The following is an 18,291-nucleotide window of genomic DNA, read 5'->3' on the forward strand; positions in this document are numbered from 1 at the left end:
CTGCTTCGGTGCGACTACTGCACCAGGGTTACGGCACTGCCAACCGCTGCGGCACATGCCGACTTGACCACCGTGGCAGTCCGGTCGGCGGCACAGCTGCCGCCGCAACTGGCAAGCGTGGTGGTCAGGTTGTCGAGTTCCAGGCGCACGTTCGACTCGTCAGGCTGGCTGAGCAGCCCGGTACCCATCGACCGGCGGAGCAGCGGGACGAAGATCAGGTCGCGTTCGCCGGGCGTGTCGAAAGCCTGGTTGGCCGGGGTGCTGAAGTTGAAGCCGGGGAATATCGAAGCACGCAGGCTCGTGTCATTGACCAGCGCGTTGCAGTACTCGATGGCCAGCTGCGCGATCCCCACCTGGTGCGAGGCAAGTACGGCCGAGACATCGTCGATCGCCGGCAGCTGCTGGCGGACCAGTGCGTAGGTTGCCCTGACCGCCGGCGTGGTCGGTGCGACGCCGGTGATCGTCGCCATGCTGGCGTTGATCTCGTCAAAGGTTTTCACGCCGATGTCGGGCTGCAGCTCGCCGTCTGCAGGCGGCGGCGGCGTGAGCGGCGCAGGTTCAACGCGCACATTGCTGCTGCCGCCGAGTTGGGCAAAGCTCAGGAAGAACTCGTCCGCATCCGGACCTTTCTCCAGTGGCACCACCGTACCGAGGCTGGACAGGACCTGACCGGTGTCCGGCGCATAGCCGTTTGCGGTGCTGACCGACTCGTTCATGTTGCCCCAGGCCTGGCTGACGGGTACCTCGACGCCATTGGCACCGATCAGCAGGCCGCGCACCGGGATGCTGCCGGATGGCTGCCAGTCGGCGTTGAGATTGATGAAGGTGGGCCGGTAGAACAGGTAGCTGTAACTGTCGAACTGGCTGACCTCGAACATGATGTAGCTGCCCGCGGCACCCACCTGCGTGCTGACATTGAAGAGCAGATAGAAACGCTCGCCCACACCGGCATCGAAGTTCTGCTGTACCTGGGTCGCGGTGAGCGCACGGTTATGGATCGCCGCGAGGCGGAGCACACCGCGCCATTGCCGGTCTCCGGAAGGCTCATTGCCAAGCACCAGCGCAAAGGTATCGTCCCAGTCGCCGAGCGTGCCACCCGCGACCGGGTCTGCGTCCTGCGTGTCGACGCCGTTCACGTACACATGCCGGCCGTTGACCGGGTCGAAGGTCAGCACGACGTGCTGCAGGGTGGCCTGTGCGTCTTCATCGGCGGCGGCGGTCTGCAGTATCGGTGCGCCGTTTGCGTCGGTGGTGCTGCTGCGATGGAGAAAATCGTAGCTGTAGAGTGTCTGTCCCAGCGTGAAATTGCGCGCCGTGGGACCGGCCGAGTAGCTGACGATTCGTGTGTCTTCCTGGTTGACGTTGGCAGGTGCTGCCCAGGCTTCAACGCTGTATTGCCCGGTTGCGGTGATCAGGTCGCGGAGTTTGCGGCTGGCCGTCGTCGAGCCCTGCGCCTTGCCGCTGTGTATGTCGATGCCCCAGCCGCCGACCCAGCGGATGTCGCCCGACAGGCTGAGGTTGATCGCCGGCTGCACGCCGCTGGTGTCGTATGCCGTGCTGCCGCTGGCCTCCTTGAATTCCCAGAGCGCGATCTGGCTCCCTTCGTAACGGCTGCCGCCGCTCGCCACCGTGCCCTGGTACATGGTCAGCGCCTTGCTGATTACCAGCGACGGATCAACTTCTGTCGGCGGAATTTGCTGGGCCCAGGCGCGGATCGCGTTTTCCATCGTCGTGGCGTTGGCCGCGCAGTCGTTCCAGCAGTTGTGGAATTCGTTGCGCAGACGCAGGACGAGCCGTGACTGGTCCGGATCGTCCAGATCGATCTTGGTCTTCACCGCGAGATAGGCGCTGTCCACGTCTGCATCGGCGAAGAATGGCGACTGGCGCGTGGCAGCGGACGAGTCGTGGCACCCGGCACAGTACTGCCGGGTGAGCGGCCAGACATTGGCGGCGTAGCCTGCCGAATCAGCCGGAAAGTTGCGGCTCTGGCCAACCTCATGATCGGGCGGCGCGACCAGTTGTATTTGCCGCGTGCCACCGGTGCCGCTGCCATCCAGCCAGGCTTCCACCCAGGCCTGCATGGTCGTGGCGCAGGCCTGCACCGCACCCTGGTTGCTGCCCAGCCAGCAGTTATGCCCGCTGGCCATCTTCTGCACGATCCGCGAGCTGCCTGGATCATTCCGGTTGATGAGCGGATCGGCCGCTTCCCAGGCGAGGTTGACGTCGTCGTCGCGGGCGAACAGCGGATTCTGCGTGACGCCATGGCAGCCCGCGCAACGCGCCACACCGCCGTTGCGGACGTTCGCCCACAGCGAGTTCTGGAAATGGAGGATGTCTGCGGTCTGCGCAGCCGGACCGGAGTAGGTGACCGGCGGTGGCAGGCTGCTCGGCGCCTTCTGCTGTGTGCTGGAGCCGCCGCCGCAGCCGGTGAGCAGCGTCGCGAGCAGTACAGCGAGGATCGGTTTCATGTTCACCCGTGAGTTCCCCGCTCAATTGCCCATGCAGTAGGTGGCGGATTCGGCGAACACCTGCTTCAGGCGATAACCACCCGCACGGAAGGAAGTGACCATCGAATCGATCTGTGCCCGGTCAGTGCCATCCACCGGCGACCTGAGGCAGACGTTGCGGAATACTTTCTCCACCTGACAGCGGGCGAACGCGGTGCTGTTGGCGAGTTCCTCGCCCATGGTCTTTGCGCCTGTGCCGCTGCCGCTGCGGTTCGGATCCCAGCCGAGCACCCGGTTCTGTCCGTGGCGCCAGTAGTTTGCCCAGTCGTCGTTCGGTGTCCGGTACCCGTATCTGAAGGTCGTGTCGTTGTTGTAGTACTTGGGCTGTACCTGGCCGGGTGTATAGACCAGCCGCCCCTGCGCGGCATCGAAGTTGTAGTAGGCGAAGGCCTGGGTCATCGGATCCATGCCGGTGTGGCAGCCGATGCAGTTGTTGAGAAAGATCCGGCTGTCTCCGCCAGGGCTCCGCGATACGTCCTGACGGATGCGGTCGGGGATGCCGCTGGTGTCGAGTACCTGTTCCATGTCGCGGCACAGGTGGTTGAGCATCGTGAAGCGGAACATGGCGCGGTTGGTGCCGGCCTCGAAGAAGGCCGCAGCTGCGGCGCGTGTGGTCAGGATTCCGGCCGCGGCAGAATCCGGCAGGCCGCTCACGGCGGTCTGGGTCGTGGCAGTCAGGCGCTGCTTCAGATCGACGTTCTGGTCTTCAAGCGCCTGGTAATGGTCGTTGTTGGTCGGCGAGTAGGCCGGTATTCCGGACCCCGAGCCGATGTAAACGAGGTTTGCCGAGAGCAGGGTATTGAAGGGCACATCGTCGCGCACCATGCCGATCACGGTGGCGGTGTAATCGTTGAGCGGTACGAAAACGCTCTGTTCCTCATTGGTCCAGGGCGCAACGAAATTCTTGAGTGTCACGTTGTAGAAGGCACTGTTATCCATTGCCAGTTGCGCGGCAGCGGTGGCGTTGCCACCGGCGATATCGGCCCGCATGTTTTCCAGTACGGTCGCGTCGGGCGGTACGCCCGTGAGCCGCTCGTGCATGCGCCAGGCCTGCTCGCGCGGCCCCGCGATGGCCGCCTGGCCCAGGACCGCCAACACTGCAATTGCAGTCAGCCGGCTTAACGGCCGCAGAGATCCTGGCTTCGACGTGACGGCGCTGCGCCGTCCTCGTTGCGTAGTAACCACCTTGTGCCCATCCCGGTAACGCGGCGCATTGCACGCCGTTGGGCATTTATCGTTATCAGCGGCCCGGTCTTCTGTGACCGCCTTAACAGTTCGTTCAATTCGCTTTGCATTAGGTTAGCTGGCAGGCGATTGGGCGCTGCGCATCAGGTCAGATGCACACACGGCCTTTGGGCAGGCTGTGACAGGGATGGTGATGGTTGCAGGTACGCGAAATGTTCCATTGAGCGGACGGAAATTGTCCGCCCGCAGTGTATTGCTGTGGATCGCCGTGGCCTTTGGCCTTGCGGCCTGCGGCGGCGGTGGCGTCGGGGGCGAACAGAAGCCTGACCCGGTGGTGGTCGATGTGCCGATCGCCTACGTCAAGCGTCCGCTGCCCGTCAACGCCCAGGGTGTGCTGCAGGGCTCTGATCTGCGCGAACTGCGGCGCTTCGATATCGGTGCCGATCTCTATGTGCGCGAGCGCGCGGCAGTCACGGCTGTCGAGCGCAACATTACCGAACGCATAACGCAGGGAAGCGGGCTGTATGACGTCCGCGATCCTGAAGTGTCCTGGGACGGTGCGACGCTCATCTTTGCGATGCGCGGTCCTTTCGTGGCCGGCGCTGACGAAGAAGACCAGCCCACCTGGAACATCTGGGAGTACAACTTCGCCGGCGACACCCTGCGCCGGGTGATCAGTTCGGATCTCACTGCAGAGGCCGGGCACGATATTGCGCCGGCGTATCTGCCCGATGGCCGCATCGTCTTTTCATCCACGCGCCAGCGGCAATCGAAGGCGGTGCTGATCGACGAAGGCAAGCAGCAGTTTGATGCGCAGGATGAAGACCGCAATGAGCCGGCCTTCGTGTTGCATGTCATGAATGCCGATGGCAGCGACATCCACCAGATTTCCTTCAATCAGAGCCATGACCTGGATCCCTCGGTGCTTGCCAACGGGCAGATCCTGTTCAGCCGCTGGGACAATGCAGCGGCCAATAGCGAGATGAACCTGTATCGCATGAACCCTGACGGCACGGGCCTTGAACTCTATTACGGCGCGCGCAGTCACGAGACCGGCACCGATGGTGCGACCATCCAGTTTTCGCAACCGCGCGAGATGCCGGATGGGCGAATTCTCTCTGTCATCCGGCCTTTTCAGGCGGATGATGGCGGCGGTGACCTGGTCAGCATCGACGCGGCAAACTTCGTGGAAAACCTGCAGCCCGTTGCCGTGAATGCGGGCCTGCTGAGCGGGCCGGCGCAGACCCGCACCGTCGTCAACGATGTGCGCACCGATGCCGGCATCTCACCCGGCGGTGAATTTGGTGCTGCGTTTCCGCTCTGGGATGGTACCGGGCGGATGTTCGCGGTCTGGAGCCCGTGCCGGCTGCTGGACGTTGATGACCGCATCGTGCCCTGTACCGAGTCGGCGCTGGCTGCGCCGGGCGCCCGTTCCGCCTTCCCGCTGTATGGCGTGTGGATCTTTGATCCGGTTGCCGGAACCCAGTTGCCGGTGTTCTCGCCGACGGAAAATCTGCTGATCAGCGACATCGTGGCGGCACAGCCGCGCGCGCTGCCCCCGGTGATCTTCGACAAGGCATCGACCGGTCAGCTCGATCCGGATCTCGTCGCGCAGGAGCAGGGTCTTGTCGATATCCGCAGCGTCTACGATCTTGACGGTACGGCTTCGGTGAATATCCGGGCGCTGGCCGATCCGGCACAGACCACGGCGGTCCAGCGGCAGGCGCGCTTTCTGCGCGTCGAAAAGGCGGTGGCCCTGCCTGATCGTGAAGTCCGTGACTTCGACAACAGCGCTTTCGGCGTCAGCGCTGCGCAGGGCATGCGCGAGATTCTCGGTTATGCGCCGGTCGAACCCGACGGTTCGGTCGTGGTGCGGGTGCCTGCCAATGTGCCGATTGCACTTTCGGTGCTGGATGTCGACGGGCGGCGCATCACGGCGCGACATCAGAACTGGCTGCAGCTCCGTCCCGGTGAGGTACTGGCCTGCAACGGCTGCCACTCGACGCAAAATCCCGTATCGCACGGGCGGCAAGACGCTTTTGCGAGCGCATGGAGCGGCGCTGCGGCCGACGGTCAGCCCTTCCCGAACACCAGCAGTGCGTTCTTTGCCGATTTCGGCGAGACCATGGCGCAGGTCAAAAAGCGCATAAGCTGTGCGACCAACTGCCAGCTGATCGCACTGGACGAGGACGTCGTCTACGACGACATCTGGACGGATCCCGTTGCGGCTGGCCGTCCCGCCGATACGGGCTTCGCCTACCGCTATACGGACCTCACTACGCCGATACCGACCAGCGCCGATTGCCTCGACAACTGGGCGCCGCACTGCCGGATCACGATCAACTACGAAGCGCATATACACCCCCTGTGGAGCAAGCTCCGTCAGACACTGGCGGGCGACGGTGTCACGGTGCTCAGCGATGACACCTGCACGAACTGCCATGCGCCAGTCAGCACGCTCGGTGCCGTGCAGGTGCCGGCTGCCCAGCTCGACCTCTCGGATGGTCCGTCGGATATCAATGCAGACCACTTCAAGGCCTACCGCGAGCTGCTCTCCGGCGATAACGAGCAGGAAATCGCCGGCGGTGCGCTCGCCGACCGGCTGGTCCAGACGGGTGTCGATCCGGTCACCGGTGATCCGGTATTCAGTCCGGTGCCGGTCAGCCCCTCGCTGTCCACCGCGGGTGCGCGCAATTCACCGCGATTCTTCAACATCTTCGCGTCTGGTGGCACGCATGCGGGCCGGCTGTCGCCGGCGGAACTGCGGCTGATCTCCGAGTGGGTGGATATCGGTGCGCAGTACTACAACGATCCGTTCCAGGCACCCCTGAACTAGGTTCGCAGGAAACCCCGATGCGCACAGTAGTCGTCATGGTGATGCTGGTTTTCTTGCCCTTCGTCACACCCGCTTATGCAAAAACGGCTCACTATGAGGCCGTGGTTGCCGAGCCTTTTCTCGAACTCCACACGGGGCCGGGGCGGGGTTTCCCGGTGTTTCATGTCGTTGACCGCGGTCAGCACATTGAAGTGCTCAAGCGACGCACCGACTGGTTTCAGGTGCAGACAGACCGGGGTGTCCGGGGCTGGGTGAAGCTGGCGGAGATGAGAGCCACGCTGGATACAGCCGGTTCGGCGACGAAGATCGATGACCCGGATGTCGATGATTACAAGGCCCGCCGCTGGGAAGCCGGCGTCGGGCTCGGCGATCTGGATGGTGCGAGCGTGATATCCGTTTACACCGGTTATCACCTGACCCGCAACCTGTCGGTGGAGGCCAGGGTGGGCGATGTGAGCGGGGATTTTTCCGACGGCTGGCTGGCGACGGTCGATATCGTCCATCAGCCATTTCCGGCGTGGCGCATTTCGCCCTTTGCCATGCTCGGTACGGGAATCATCCAGATCAACCCGAAAGCGACCCTGGTGAGTACCGAAGACCGTACTGACCAGGTCGGACACGTGGGGCTGGGCGCGCGCCTTTACGTGACGAAGCGTTTCATGTTTCGTGCCGAATACTCGAGCTACCTGACATTTACCAGTCGTGACGACAATGAGGAACTGGACGAATGGAAAGCCGGATTCACCTTCTTCTTCTGAGGGCAGCCGCACTGTCCCTGCTGCTGGCCGCCACGGCTGGCTGCTCGTTGCTGGGACGGTCGCGTGAGCCTGCAGAAGATGCAAACGCATCCTCGCCGGTCATCGATCCGCGTATCGAGCGCCGCGAGGTGTCGCCGCCGAAGATCGACAGCGAAGACTTCGAAGTCACCGGCTATTACGGCATGCTGAGCGTGGAGGATTTCGGCACCAATTCGGTCATCGGTGCGCGTCTTGCCTACCACATAACAGAGGGCCTGTTTGCCGAGGCGACCCTGGCGCAGACCGGCGATGTGGACCAGACGAGTGCCGAGATCCTCGGCAACTACGACCTGTCATTTGGCAGCGATCGCAAGTACAAGTATTACGACCTGTCGCTGGGCTACAACCTGCTGCCGGGCGAGGTATTCATCGGCAGGAACCACGCCTTCAATTCGGCTTTCTATGTGCTTGCCGGTGCCGGCAACACCACCTTTCACAACGAAGACATGTTTACGCTGAGCTTCGGCGGCGGCTACCGGATACTGCTTACGGATGCCATCGGCCTGCACTTCGATGTGCGCGATCACCTGTTCGATGATGACATCAGCGGTGAGGACAAGACCACGCATAACATCGAGTTCACCCTCGGCCTGAGCTGGTTCTTCTGAGATGAGCATGCACGGAAACATGCGGCGTCTGATGCTGGTGGCATGCCTGTCGGGCGTGCTGCTGCCTGTGGTCTTGTCGGCGGATCAGGCCGCAGGCCCGGCGGCTGATTTCAGTCTGCCGTCCCGCGGCGGTCAGCGCGTGTCGCTGTCTGCCTTGCGCGGACAGGTCGTGCTGATCAATTTCTGGGCGACATGGTGCGGCCCCTGCCGCAAGGAAATGCCGCTGCTCGAACAGATCCAGAAGAAGTATGCGCCGCTCGGCTTTACCATGCTCGGCGTCAATGTCGAGGAAGACACGACGCAGATGGAGGCATTCCTCGGCGATGTGCCGGTCACGTTTCCGGTGCTGCTGGATCCGGCCAACCAGGTCAGCAAGCTCTACGATGTGGCGGCGATGCCGAGCACCGTGATCGTCGATCGCAAGGGCAACGTCCGCTTCATTCATCAGGGTTACCAGCCAGGTGACGAAAGCCGTTACCAGGATGTGATCCGCCAGCTGATCCGGGAGCGGACATGAGAATGTCGCTGGCCGCGTTCCTGATGGGCGCCATGTTGCTGGCCGGATGCAGCGGGGTGGAGCCATGGGTAAAACCCTACGAGCGCGACCGGCTGGCCGATCCGGTGATGAGTTTCGACCGCGATCCGGTATCTTCAAGCTATCTCGATCATGTTCATGAAGCGCGCGAATCGGCGCGCGGTGCGACCGGCAGCGCCGGTGGCGGCTGCGGGTGTAACTAGATGATGTGGCGCACCGGCATGCTGCTGATACTTTCCGCGGGCGCGGCGTTTGCCGGTGTGCTGCCCGAGGAGCGCGCCGATGCGCTCTATCACTATTACGACGGTGGCGGCGTGGAGATCGACGGGCCATCGCTCCTGGTGCGAAAGTCCGTCAACGAGAAGGTGTCCGTATCGGCCAGCTACTATGTGGACAGCATCAGCAGCGCATCGATCGACGTTCTTACCACCGCCAGCAAGTATTCAGAAGAGCGCACCCAATGGGGGCTCGGTGTCGATTACCTGCATGAAGACACCACGCTGAGTGTGGGTTTCAGTAACAGTGACGAGAACGACTACAGTGCCGATACGCTGAACCTTTCGATCAGCCAGGACATCTTCAACGGCCTGACTACCATCACCCTGGGTTATGGCAGCGGCTCCGATGATGTCAGCAAGCGCGGCGATCCGGTATTCGCCGGCCAGATCAAGCGGCATGCCTACCGGGCGGGTATCACCCAGGTACTGACCAGGAACCTGCTGATGAGTCTCAACTATGAGGCGATCGCAGACGAGGGCTATCTGAATAACCCGTATCGCCAGGTCCGGTACGTCGATATCAACGAGGCCAGCGGATATGGCTGGCAGGGCGAGGTCTATCCACGGACCCGCGCCAGCAATGCCGTGGCGATCCGTGCCCGCTATCACCTGCCATACCGGGCTGCCGTGTCGGGCGGGTACCGCTTCTTCACGGACGACTGGGGTATAGACGCGCATACGGTCGATATCGGCTACGTGCAGCCCTGGCGTGACCGGTGGATGGTTGATGTCCGTTACCGCTTCTACAGCCAGAACGCCGCGGACTTCTATTCAGACCTGTTTCCCTATGCCGATGCGCAGAACTACATGGGCCGCGACAAGGAGCTGAGCAAGTTCCAGAGCTACGGTCCGCACATCGGCCTGAGCTATACCTGGCTCGACAGGGCGGGCGACCGCCCGCTGCGCAGTACGGTGAATCTGTTTTTCGATCACTACACCTACAGCTATGACGATTTCCGCGATGTCAGCAGCGGTGGTGCGGTCGGTGCCGAGCCACTTTATGAGTTCGACGCCAACGTCCTGCAGTTCTTCGTTTCGCTCTGGTTCTAGCGCGTCCGAGACGGCTCCTTGTCCATGGTCTGACCGGCTGTGGTTTTGGGGTTCGCGGCATATTCGGGTACGGTGTGCCTGAATATGGCCAAGCTGATCATGGTTTCCAATCGGCTGCCCGTGGTGTTCGCTGCCGACGGCACGGTGACGCGAACAGCTGGCGGTCTGGTGTCCGCCCTTCGGGGCGCAGACCCGGACTGCGAGCAGGTCTGGGCAGGCTGGACCGGTGCTGCCGCAGAAGACCTGGAAGACCCGGAAGCAGTGCGAGCCAGTGCGCGCCGCGAAGGCTTCGTCCCCGTATTCCTGAACAGGGATGATGTCGCCGGCTTCTACGAGGGCTATGCCAATGCCACCCTGTGGCCGCTGCTGCACTACATGGTCGAGCGGGCCACATTCTCGAAAGACTGGTGGAACGCCTACCAGCGAGTCAACCGCAAGTTTGCCGACGCGATACTGGAAGTCGCCGACGAGGGTGACCTGGTCTGGATTCACGACTACCACCTGTTTCTGCTTCCGGCGATGCTTCGGGGCCAGCAGAAGGGCCTGCGCATCGGTTTCTTCCTGCACACGCCGTTCTGCACCAGCGAGATCTTTCGTGTGCTGCCCGACCGGGTGGCGTTGCTCGAGGGCGTCCTCGGTGCGGATGTGATCGGTTTCCATACCTATAACTACCTCCGCCACTTCCGCTCATCGCTGCTGCGGGTGATCGGCCTCGAGACCGAGACCGAAGGCATGTGGCACAACGGCCGGGAGATCCGCCTGGGCGTCTATCCGATCGGCCACGATCACGCCGGTTTTGACCGTGCCATGCGCCGCATCGACTTTCCGGAAATCCTGGCCCGACACCGGGCGGATCTCGGTGGCAAGCGTCTGATCCTCAATGTGGAGCGCCTCGACTACACAAAGGGATTGCCGGAAAAGCTGGCGGCCATGCGCAAGTTCCTTGAGCAGAACCCCGACAAGCGCGCCGACGTCCTCTTCGTACTCGTCGCCGTGCCGTCCCGTCGGGGTGTGCAGGAGTACGACGCACTGACAGAGCAGGTCCAGCGCGAGGTCGGGGCAATAAACGGCGAGTTCGGCAGGATGGGCCATGCCCCGGTCCAGCTCCTCCACAGGAGTTTTCCGGTTGTGGACCTTGCTGCCTTCTATGCGCTTGCCGAGGTGTGCCTGGTAACCCCGTTGCGGGACGGCATGAATCTCGTCGCCAAGGAGTTCGTGGACTGTCAGCACGAGGATCTGGCAGTCCGGCCGGGGGTCCTGATCCTGAGCGAATTTGCGGGCGCTGCACAGGAGCTGTCGCATGCCTTGCAGGTGAACCCCCACGATGTCGACGGCGTGGTGGCCGCCATAGGCCGGGCGCTGGACATGCCCGACGACGAGCGTCGCCTGCGCATCGGCATGATGCAGGAGCGTCTGCGGAAGCAGGATTGCAGCGTCTGGGCGCGCCGGTTCCTGCGTGAGCTTGGCGAGGTGCCCGCGCGGAACGAACGTGTGCCGGTCATGGAGTTGAAACCACTGGCGGCAATGCTGGCGGCCCAGGTGCACGCCGGACAAAAGCTGGGCCTGTTCCTCGATTATGACGGTACGCTTCGGGGCTTCGTCGATATTCCCGATGATGCCGTGCCGGATGCAGAGCTACGGCCCCTGCTGGCCGACCTCGCCAGCAGCGACCGCGTGTCCGTTACCGTTGTCAGCGGCCGGACACCGGGTTTTCTCGAGCAGCATCTCGGTGGGCTTGGCGTTACGCTCGTTGCCGAGCATGGCTATCAGTGGCTGGATGGTGGCAGCGGTGAGTGGGCGCTGTTCAATGCCGTGAGCAATGAGTGGAAGAGTGCGGTCCGCGACCACCTCGAGCAGGCCTCGCTGCTGACGCCCGGCACGCACGTCGAGGAAAAGCAATCTGCCCTCGTCTGGCACTATCGCCAGGCCGATCCCGAGTTCGGGCTCTGGCGGGCGAGGGGACTGATGCACGAGCTGACGGCTCTGGCTGCCAATTTGCCGGTGGTCGTCCACCATGGCCAGAAGATCGTCGAAGTCTCGAGCCTCCTGGTCAGCAAGGGCGCGGCAGTCCGGTTTCTCATCAGGCACCAGGGTTGTGATATCGCCCTGGTGGCGGGTGACGATGCAACGGACGAGACAATGATTGCCCTGGAGCCAGACGGTGTCGAATTCATCTCGGTACGTGTTGGCAAGGGTTCGACTCGGGCGCGCTACCGGACCGACCTCACCGGCTTGCGCATGCTCCTCACGGAGCTCCGCAGCGCACTGAATTCAGGAACTGGACCCGAAGAGGTGAGTACATGACCATCGACCCGGCCCGACTCGCCGACGACTATCACCTCGGCATGATTGGCAATGGCCGCACCTGTGCGCTGATCGATGCCCGGGGGGATATCGTTTTCTGCTGCCTGCCCGACTTCGACTCGGGAACGGTGTTCGCCGCGATACTCGACGCGGACAAGGGCGGTTCGTTCCGGATCGAGATGTTGGCAGGCCGGGTTACCGGCCAGGCATTCGAGCGCAATACCAACGTCCTTGTGACGAGCTATGCCGGCGATGAGGGGGCGTTTGAGGTCGTGGACTTCATGCCCCGCTACACGACTGATGGCCGGGCCGGTGCGGAACATGACGTGGCACCGGACGTGGTGCGGAGGATCCGGCTGGTGCACGGGAGTCCGCGGATTCGCGTGGTCTACGACCCCAGGCTCGACTATGCCCGCGGCGAGACGCGTGTGGTTCGCCAGCCCGGATTTCTGAAGGCGATGTCCGAACGGATGGGTGAGCACGGGCTGGCCTATGAATCAGCCTATCTGTGGACAGACATGGATCACGATGCGGTGCTCTCGGGCCGCGAAACGATACTGGACCAGGATCGTTTCCTGTTCCTCAGTTATCACGACAAGGTCCAGGTTCCCGATGGCGACCTGGTCGAACTCATGCTTCAGCGCACGCGGGCCTACTGGATGCTCTGGTCGGCCCGGACTCACCTTCCGGTGCAGTACCGGTCTGAGGTAATGCGCAGTGCGCTCGTGCTGAAGATGCTGCAGTTCGGTCCCACGGGTGCGTTCCTTGCCGCAGCAACCACATCGCTGCCCGAAACGATCGGCGAAGAGCGCAACTGGGACTACCGTTTCTGCTGGCTACGCGACGCGTCGATGACGGTCGAGGTGCTGCAGCGGATTGGTCATCCACAGATGGCCGCACGGTTCATCGACTGGCTATTGCGGACCGTGCCAACAAAAAACGATGCCCTCCAGATCATGTACGGCTTGCGGGGTGAAAGGAACCTGACCGAGAAGGTGCTGGAGCACCTTTCCGGCTACCAGGGTTCCCGGCCCGTGCGAATTGGCAATGCGGCGTTCACCCAGGAACAGCACGATATCTTTGGTGTGGTGATGGATGTTTTCTATCAGGACCTGACGCTGCGCCAGCGCACCCCGGAATCCCTCGACAGGGTCTGGACACGCGTCCGCTCAATCATCCGGAATGTTTCCGCAGCCTGGCAGGACGCGGATCGCGGTATCTGGGAGATTCGTGGCGAGAAGCGCCATTTCGTGTTCTCCAAGGTGCTTTGCTGGGTTGCCATCGACCGGTCCATAAAGATTGCAGAGCTTCTCGGCAAGCACACATGGGCGGACCGGATGCGGCCGCTGCTCAAGGAGGTCCACGACGACATCTGCGCCCGTGGCTGGAATGCGGAGAAGGGGGCGTTTGTACAGTCCTACGGTTCCGCCGACCTCGACGCCGCCAACCTGCTGATGGCCGAATACGGCTTTCTGGCTCCGACGGACCCGAGATTCATCGCGACCGTCGAAAGAACGCAGGAAGAACTGTGCATCGACGGACTGATGTTCCGCTACCGGAATCAGGACGACTTCGGCGTCCCCAAGAGCGCTTTCACCGTGTGCTCATTCTGGCTCGTCAAGGCGCTTGCGTCTGTCGGCCGACGCGACGAGGCGCGGACCCTGTTCGAGTCGTTGCTGCGTGCGGGAAACGCGCACGGACTCTATAGCGAGGACCTGGATTTCAGCACCCGGCGGCAGCTCGGCAACTTTCCCCAGGCCTACAGTCATCTGGCCCTGATCGACTGCGCGCTCGAACTTTCCCGGGACGAAGACAACACTCTCATTCAGCTATAGGCGGTTCGCCGGTCTACCTGCCGCTCGAATGGACGGCTACCTGATGCAGTCCGCCAGTGGAGAGGGCTACCGGGAGGAGCTTTGGTTATCCTATCCTTCAATCCCTGCCCCCTGATCATAGAGGCCCTGCGCCCGTGTTTGCAGTCCCTGGTCCACGCGACATTTTCGGGCTTGTTGGCCTGTTCGCCGTATTTCTCCCGCTGTCGGTCAGCGCGGCATGGTTTGGCGAGCAGCAGGACAAGATGGGTACCCGCGTCGAGATCCAGCTGTGGATGGACGACGAGCCGCAGGCCCGACAGCTCATCGCCGCCGGCATGGCCGAGTTCGACCGCATCGAAGCGGGCATGAGCACCTACCGCGAGACCTCGGAGATATCGGCGGTGAATCGCGAAGCCGCTACTGCACCGGTGGTCGTGTCGGCTGAACTGTTTGACCTCGTGCGTCGTTCGCTCGAGCTGTCCGTGCAGACCGGCGGGGCCTTCGACATCACCTACGACAGCGTCGGCTATCTCTATGACTTTCGCGCGCATGAGCGGCCGGCAGAGACTGTCATTGCGAAAAATCTTGCTGCCATCGACTACCGGCATGTCCTGCTCGATGCAGGCAAATCGACAATCCGTTTCACGCGACCGGGGACGCGCATCAACCTGGGCGGCATCGCCAAGGGCTACGCCTGCGAGCAGGTGGTGGCGCTGCTGCGCAAGGCCGGCGTGACAAATGCGCTGGTCAATGCGGGCGGCGATACGCGTCTGCTGGGTGACCGGCGCGGAAAGCCCTGGGTGGTCGGCATCCGTGATCCGGACGACGGGTCGAGGTGGGTGACGCGCCTGGCGCTCGATGATGAAGCCATCTCGACCTCCGGTGACTATGAGCGTTTCTTCGAGGAAGACGGTGTCCGCTACCACCATATCCTCGACCCGAAGAGCGGCAAGCCGGTGGCTGGCGTGCGCAGCGTGACCATCGTCGGTCCTGATGCGACCCTTACCGATGGCCTTTCCACCAGCGTCTTCGTGCTGGGCGTTGAACGCGGCCTGGCCCTGATCGAGGCGACGCCCGGCTATGCGGCGGTGATCATCGACGCCGGGCGCAAGGTGCGATTTTCTTCGGCGCTTTCCGCCGACTGACCACCTGACAGGCCGGAAAAAAGGCAGGCTGGCATTTGCCCGCTGCAGTCTGCAAGAATCCGCGCATGCAGTACACCATCGAAAAGGCCTGTCCCGCTGACCTTCCGGCCATCCTGGAGGTCATGCGTTTCTTCAACATGCATCATGTGCCTTCGGCGGAAATGCCGGCGCTCGATATCGATCGCTTCTTCGTCGCGAAACTCGACGGAAAGGTTGTCGGCGCAGCCGGTTATACGATGCTGTCCCCGACCGAGGGCAAGACGACGCTGCTTGGTGTCAATCCGGAGCTGTCGGGTCTCGGTATCGGCAAGGCGCTGCAAATAGCCCGCCTTGAGGCGATGTACGAGCTCGGTGCACAGACCGTGCTCACCAACGCCGATATTCCCGACACGATCGCCTGGTACAAGAAGCATTTTGGTTACCTTGAAATCGGCCGGCTGAAGAAGATCCATTCCTTCGGTCTCGAGCATGTGGATCACTGGACCACGATCCGCATGGATCTGGTGCGGTACATGGGCGAACGGGATGCTTGGGAGGCGCGCCGTGAAGCCCACATGCAGCGTTACTCGCCGCATCCGCTGTCGCCCTGGCCGCCGCTGATCATCAATGTCTGCCCGACGGGGATGATCCCGACCCGCGCCAGCACACCGCATGTACCATTGAGCGTGGACGAGATCGTCCGCGATGCGATTGCGGTGGCAGATGCCGGCGCGCAGATGGTTCACCTGCACGCCCGTGACGAGGCAACCGGCCGGCCGACCTCCGATACCCGGTACTTCGAGCGCATCCTCACCGGCATCCGCCGCGAGCGCCCGGAACTTGTCTGCTGCGTGACGACCAGCGGCCGCAACTGGCCGGAGTTCGAGCGACGCAGCGAAGTACTGCTGTTGAAGGGTGCGGCCAAGCCGGACATGGCCAGCCTGACGCTCGGTTCTCTGAACTTCCTCACCGGGCCGAGCAGCAACGCCATCCACACCATCGAGCGTCTGGCGATGTGCATGCGTGAAAACGACATCAAGCCCGAGCTCGAGATATTCGACAGCGGCATGATCAATCTGGCCAGGTATCTCGAGCGCCACGGCATACTCAGCGGCACGAAGTATTTCAATCTGCTGCTCGGCAACCTCAATACGGCCGCGGCAACGATCGGTGATCTCTCGCACCTGGTCGCCGCGCTGCCGGAGGATTCGGTCTGGTCTGCTGCGGGTCTTGGTTCATTCCAGTTGCCGATGAACGTTGCGGCGATTCTTGCCGGTGGCAACGTGCGTGTCGGCCTGGAGGACAACATCCACTACGACGCCGGGCGTAGTCGCCTGGCTACCAACGTCGAACTGGTACAGCGCCTGGTACGGATCAGCCAGGAGTTCGAGCGGCCGCTGGCGACTTGTGCGCAGGTGCGCGCCATGCTCGGACTGCGTCAGCAGCTGGAAACGGCATGACGGATGTACTGCGGGTCAAATACACGGTATTCCATGGTCCGAGTCTTGTCGCACCATTTGCGGCCGTAGCCGCAGAGTTCCCGGAGCCGGTCGAGGCCGTCATGCCGGCCAAAGCGCTGGCCGAAAAACTCGCGAGCTTCATTCCGCGCGCACTGATGCGCCGCGTCGTTCTGCCGCCGGGAAACGTGAGTTTTGCGCAACTCGCGGCGGTGCTGGCGAGCGCCCTGCAGGACCTGCATGGCCGGCTCGGCCTGGACCTGCAGATCCAGCGTCTGAACGGTGATGTCTGCCGGATTCTGCTTGGCTATTACGATATCCAGGCGAGCATGATGGCGCTTGAGGTCGGTCTGGAACTCGCTACCGCATTTTTCAATGAAGCGGGTGGACGCGCCGTCGATTTGCAGCCGATAGAGGCACGTATGCAGATGCTCGCATCGATGCTGCTGTTGCGCCAACCGGACCAGACAACCCGGGCACTGATGCGCGTCGCGCGTGCGCGGGGCATTCCGGTCTACCCGGTGTCGCCCGGTTCACGCATCTGGCTCTATGGGCAGGGGCGGGCCGGCCTGCACGGTTTCGTGGCGGCCAGTCACCGGGACTCGCTGAGCGGATTCAATCTGGCGCGCAACAAGTTGCTGGCAAGCCAGCTGATCGTACAACTGGGATTTCCTGGCGCCGGGGCCGCGCCGGTCAGCAGCCTTGCCGACGCGCGCCTGCATGTGCAGAAAACCGGATTTCCCGTGGTCATCAAGCCCAATGTCGGCCGGCAAGGCGAGGGTGTGACCGCGCAGGTCAGCAGCGATCACGAGCTGGAAGCGGCTTTCGAGACGGCCAACCGGGTTGCATCGGGCAGCGTTATGATCGAGCGGCATGTCTCCGGTGACGACCATCGGCTGACCGTGATCGGTGGCAGGTTGATCTGGGCCTCATGCCTGGCGCCGCCGCGGGTCGCCGGTGATGGCAGGCGGTCGATCAGGGAGCTGATCGATGCGGAGAATGAGCGGCGCAGGAAATCTGCACGAGACGGTGCTGCCGTGGAGCTGACGCTGGATGCCGATATGCAGGGGCTGCTGGCGAAGCAGGGCTTCAGTGCAGAGGATCGGCCCGCAGCTGGCACGCAGGTGGCGCTGCGCAGTACCGCGAACATCTCTCGTGGTGGAACACTGAGGGACTGCACGGCAGAGATCCATCCGGATAACCGCGAGATGGCGGAATCGCTGGCACGCTGCTTCCATCTGGATGCGGCCGGTATCGACTTCATGACGCCGGACATCAGTCGCTCCTGGCGCGAGGTCGATTGCGCCGTCATCGAGATCAATGCCACGCCCGGCTTTTCTTCCGATGAGCGCGCGGTGCAGATCCTGCAGGCACGGTTCCCGCCGGGCTGCGATGGCCGCATCCCCACGGTCGTGCTGATCGGTGGCGACGAGCAGCTGCTGATGCAGGCAGGCGATGCATTGCAGGCGAAGGGGGCATGCACGGGCGTGACTGACAGCCGGCGGACGCTGCTCGCCGGCCAGGAGCGCTTCGCGCCCCCGGCTGCGCTGGCTGATCGGGTACGCGGCCTGTTGCTTGATTCCAGCTGTGATGTGCTGCTGATTGGTATCACGCCTGCGGAGATCGAGGCACAGGGTTTCCCCGTTGATCGCTGCAGCCTGGCGCTGCTCAGCGCAGGGGCGGCGTTGTCAGTACCGCTGCGGACGCTGGTCGAGGCTTGTGCACAGCGCGTTGCAGACGGTGTGACGGCAGCAAGTATTGATCAGGAAGTAGCGACAATAAGCGCTTAGATAACA

General features: G+C 62.8%; 13 protein-coding genes. 11 read left to right on the forward strand and 2 right to left on the reverse strand.

The window, feature by feature from the left end; genetic code table 11:
• Positions 1 to 14: 14 nt before the first annotated feature.
• Together H6979_10440 and H6979_10445 are read right to left on the reverse strand one after the other, a co-directional pair.
• A complete protein-coding gene (locus tag H6979_10440) occupies positions 15 to 2,468 on the reverse strand; it encodes a LamG domain-containing protein (protein MCP5140265.1) in 2,454 nt (817 codons plus the stop codon).
• Between the two features lie 21 nt (positions 2,469 to 2,489).
• Positions 2,490 to 3,620, reverse strand: a complete 1,131-nt coding sequence (locus H6979_10445; protein ID MCP5140266.1) for a hypothetical protein — start codon at positions 3,618 to 3,620, stop codon at positions 2,490 to 2,492.
• Positions 3,621 to 3,885: 265 nt separating this feature from the next.
• Between H6979_10445 and H6979_10450 the strand changes: the two genes are divergently transcribed.
• The 11 genes from H6979_10450 to H6979_10500 all read left to right on the forward strand — a co-directional run bounded on the left by H6979_10450 (position 3,886) and on the right by H6979_10500 (position 18,285).
• The gene (locus H6979_10450) at positions 3,886 to 6,528 is read left to right on the forward strand and encodes a PD40 domain-containing protein (protein MCP5140267.1); all 2,643 of its coding nucleotides are present in this window, start codon (positions 3,886 to 3,888) and stop codon (positions 6,526 to 6,528) included.
• A gap of 17 nt (positions 6,529 to 6,545) precedes the next feature.
• Positions 6,546 to 7,286, forward strand: a complete 741-nt coding sequence (locus H6979_10455; protein ID MCP5140268.1) for an SH3 domain-containing protein — start codon at positions 6,546 to 6,548, stop codon at positions 7,284 to 7,286.
• Positions 7,256 to 7,933, forward strand: coding sequence for an outer membrane beta-barrel domain-containing protein (locus tag H6979_10460; GenBank protein ID MCP5140269.1), 678 nt, complete (start codon positions 7,256 to 7,258; stop codon positions 7,931 to 7,933). Before H6979_10455 ends, H6979_10460 begins: the two co-directional genes overlap by 31 nt.
• A 19-nt stretch (positions 7,934 to 7,952) precedes the next feature.
• The gene (locus tag H6979_10465) at positions 7,953 to 8,450 is read left to right on the forward strand and encodes a TlpA family protein disulfide reductase (protein MCP5140270.1); all 498 of its coding nucleotides are present in this window, start codon (positions 7,953 to 7,955) and stop codon (positions 8,448 to 8,450) included.
• Positions 8,447 to 8,671, forward strand: a complete 225-nt coding sequence (locus H6979_10470; protein ID MCP5140271.1) for a DUF4266 domain-containing protein — start codon at positions 8,447 to 8,449, stop codon at positions 8,669 to 8,671. The genes H6979_10465 and H6979_10470 overlap by 4 nt, the downstream gene beginning before the upstream one ends.
• Positions 8,672 to 9,796: a DUF3570 domain-containing protein gene (locus H6979_10475; protein ID MCP5140272.1), complete on the forward strand. Its 1,125-nt coding sequence runs from the start codon at positions 8,672 to 8,674 to the stop codon at positions 9,794 to 9,796.
• A gap of 84 nt (positions 9,797 to 9,880) precedes the next feature.
• Positions 9,881 to 12,100 carry a bifunctional alpha,alpha-trehalose-phosphate synthase (UDP-forming)/trehalose-phosphatase gene (locus H6979_10480; protein ID MCP5140273.1) on the forward strand — a complete coding sequence of 740 codons (2,220 nt, stop codon included), beginning with the start codon at positions 9,881 to 9,883 and terminating at the stop codon, positions 12,098 to 12,100.
• Entirely contained in the window at positions 12,097 to 13,935 is a 1,839-nt protein-coding gene (locus H6979_10485; GenBank protein MCP5140274.1) for a glycoside hydrolase family 15 protein, read from the forward strand. Before H6979_10480 ends, H6979_10485 begins: the two co-directional genes overlap by 4 nt.
• Before the next feature lie 242 nt (positions 13,936 to 14,177).
• Positions 14,178 to 15,059, forward strand: a complete 882-nt coding sequence (locus H6979_10490) for an FAD:protein FMN transferase (GenBank protein MCP5140275.1) — start codon at positions 14,178 to 14,180, stop codon at positions 15,057 to 15,059.
• Positions 15,060 to 15,124: 65 nt separating this feature from the next.
• A complete protein-coding gene (locus H6979_10495; protein ID MCP5140276.1) occupies positions 15,125 to 16,498 on the forward strand; it encodes a GNAT family N-acetyltransferase in 1,374 nt (457 codons plus the stop codon).
• The gene (locus H6979_10500) at positions 16,495 to 18,285 is read left to right on the forward strand and encodes a hypothetical protein (GenBank protein MCP5140277.1); all 1,791 of its coding nucleotides are present in this window, start codon (positions 16,495 to 16,497) and stop codon (positions 18,283 to 18,285) included. The genes H6979_10495 and H6979_10500 overlap by 4 nt, the downstream gene beginning before the upstream one ends.
• Positions 18,286 to 18,291 lie beyond the last annotated feature (6 nt).

The organism is Chromatiales bacterium (assembly GCA_024234935.1).
Classification (GTDB): domain Bacteria; phylum Pseudomonadota; class Gammaproteobacteria; order Steroidobacterales.

Bases quoted from the DNA above. Each gene is read 5' to 3' on its own strand.
- H6979_10475 (MCP5140272.1), top strand. From the start codon at position 8,672: ATGATGTGGCGCACCGGCATGCTGCTGATACTTTCCGCGGGCGCGGCG.
- H6979_10440 (MCP5140265.1), bottom strand. From the start codon at position 2,468: ATGAAACCGATCCTCGCTGTACTGCTCGCGACGCTGCTCACCGGCTGC.
- H6979_10460 (MCP5140269.1), top strand. From the start codon at position 7,256: ATGGAAAGCCGGATTCACCTTCTTCTTCTGAGGGCAGCCGCACTGTCC.
- H6979_10470 (MCP5140271.1), top strand. From the start codon at position 8,447: ATGAGAATGTCGCTGGCCGCGTTCCTGATGGGCGCCATGTTGCTGGCC.
- H6979_10500 (MCP5140277.1), top strand. From the start codon at position 16,495: ATGACGGATGTACTGCGGGTCAAATACACGGTATTCCATGGTCCGAGT.
- H6979_10450 (MCP5140267.1), top strand. From the start codon at position 3,886: ATGGTTGCAGGTACGCGAAATGTTCCATTGAGCGGACGGAAATTGTCC.
- H6979_10480 (MCP5140273.1), top strand. From the start codon at position 9,881: ATGGCCAAGCTGATCATGGTTTCCAATCGGCTGCCCGTGGTGTTCGCT.
- H6979_10465 (MCP5140270.1), top strand. From the start codon at position 7,953: ATGCGGCGTCTGATGCTGGTGGCATGCCTGTCGGGCGTGCTGCTGCCT.
- H6979_10490 (MCP5140275.1), top strand. From the start codon at position 14,178: ATGGGTACCCGCGTCGAGATCCAGCTGTGGATGGACGACGAGCCGCAG.
- H6979_10455 (MCP5140268.1), top strand. From the start codon at position 6,546: ATGCGCACAGTAGTCGTCATGGTGATGCTGGTTTTCTTGCCCTTCGTC.
- H6979_10495 (MCP5140276.1), top strand. From the start codon at position 15,125: ATGCAGTACACCATCGAAAAGGCCTGTCCCGCTGACCTTCCGGCCATC.
- H6979_10485 (MCP5140274.1), top strand. From the start codon at position 12,097: ATGACCATCGACCCGGCCCGACTCGCCGACGACTATCACCTCGGCATG.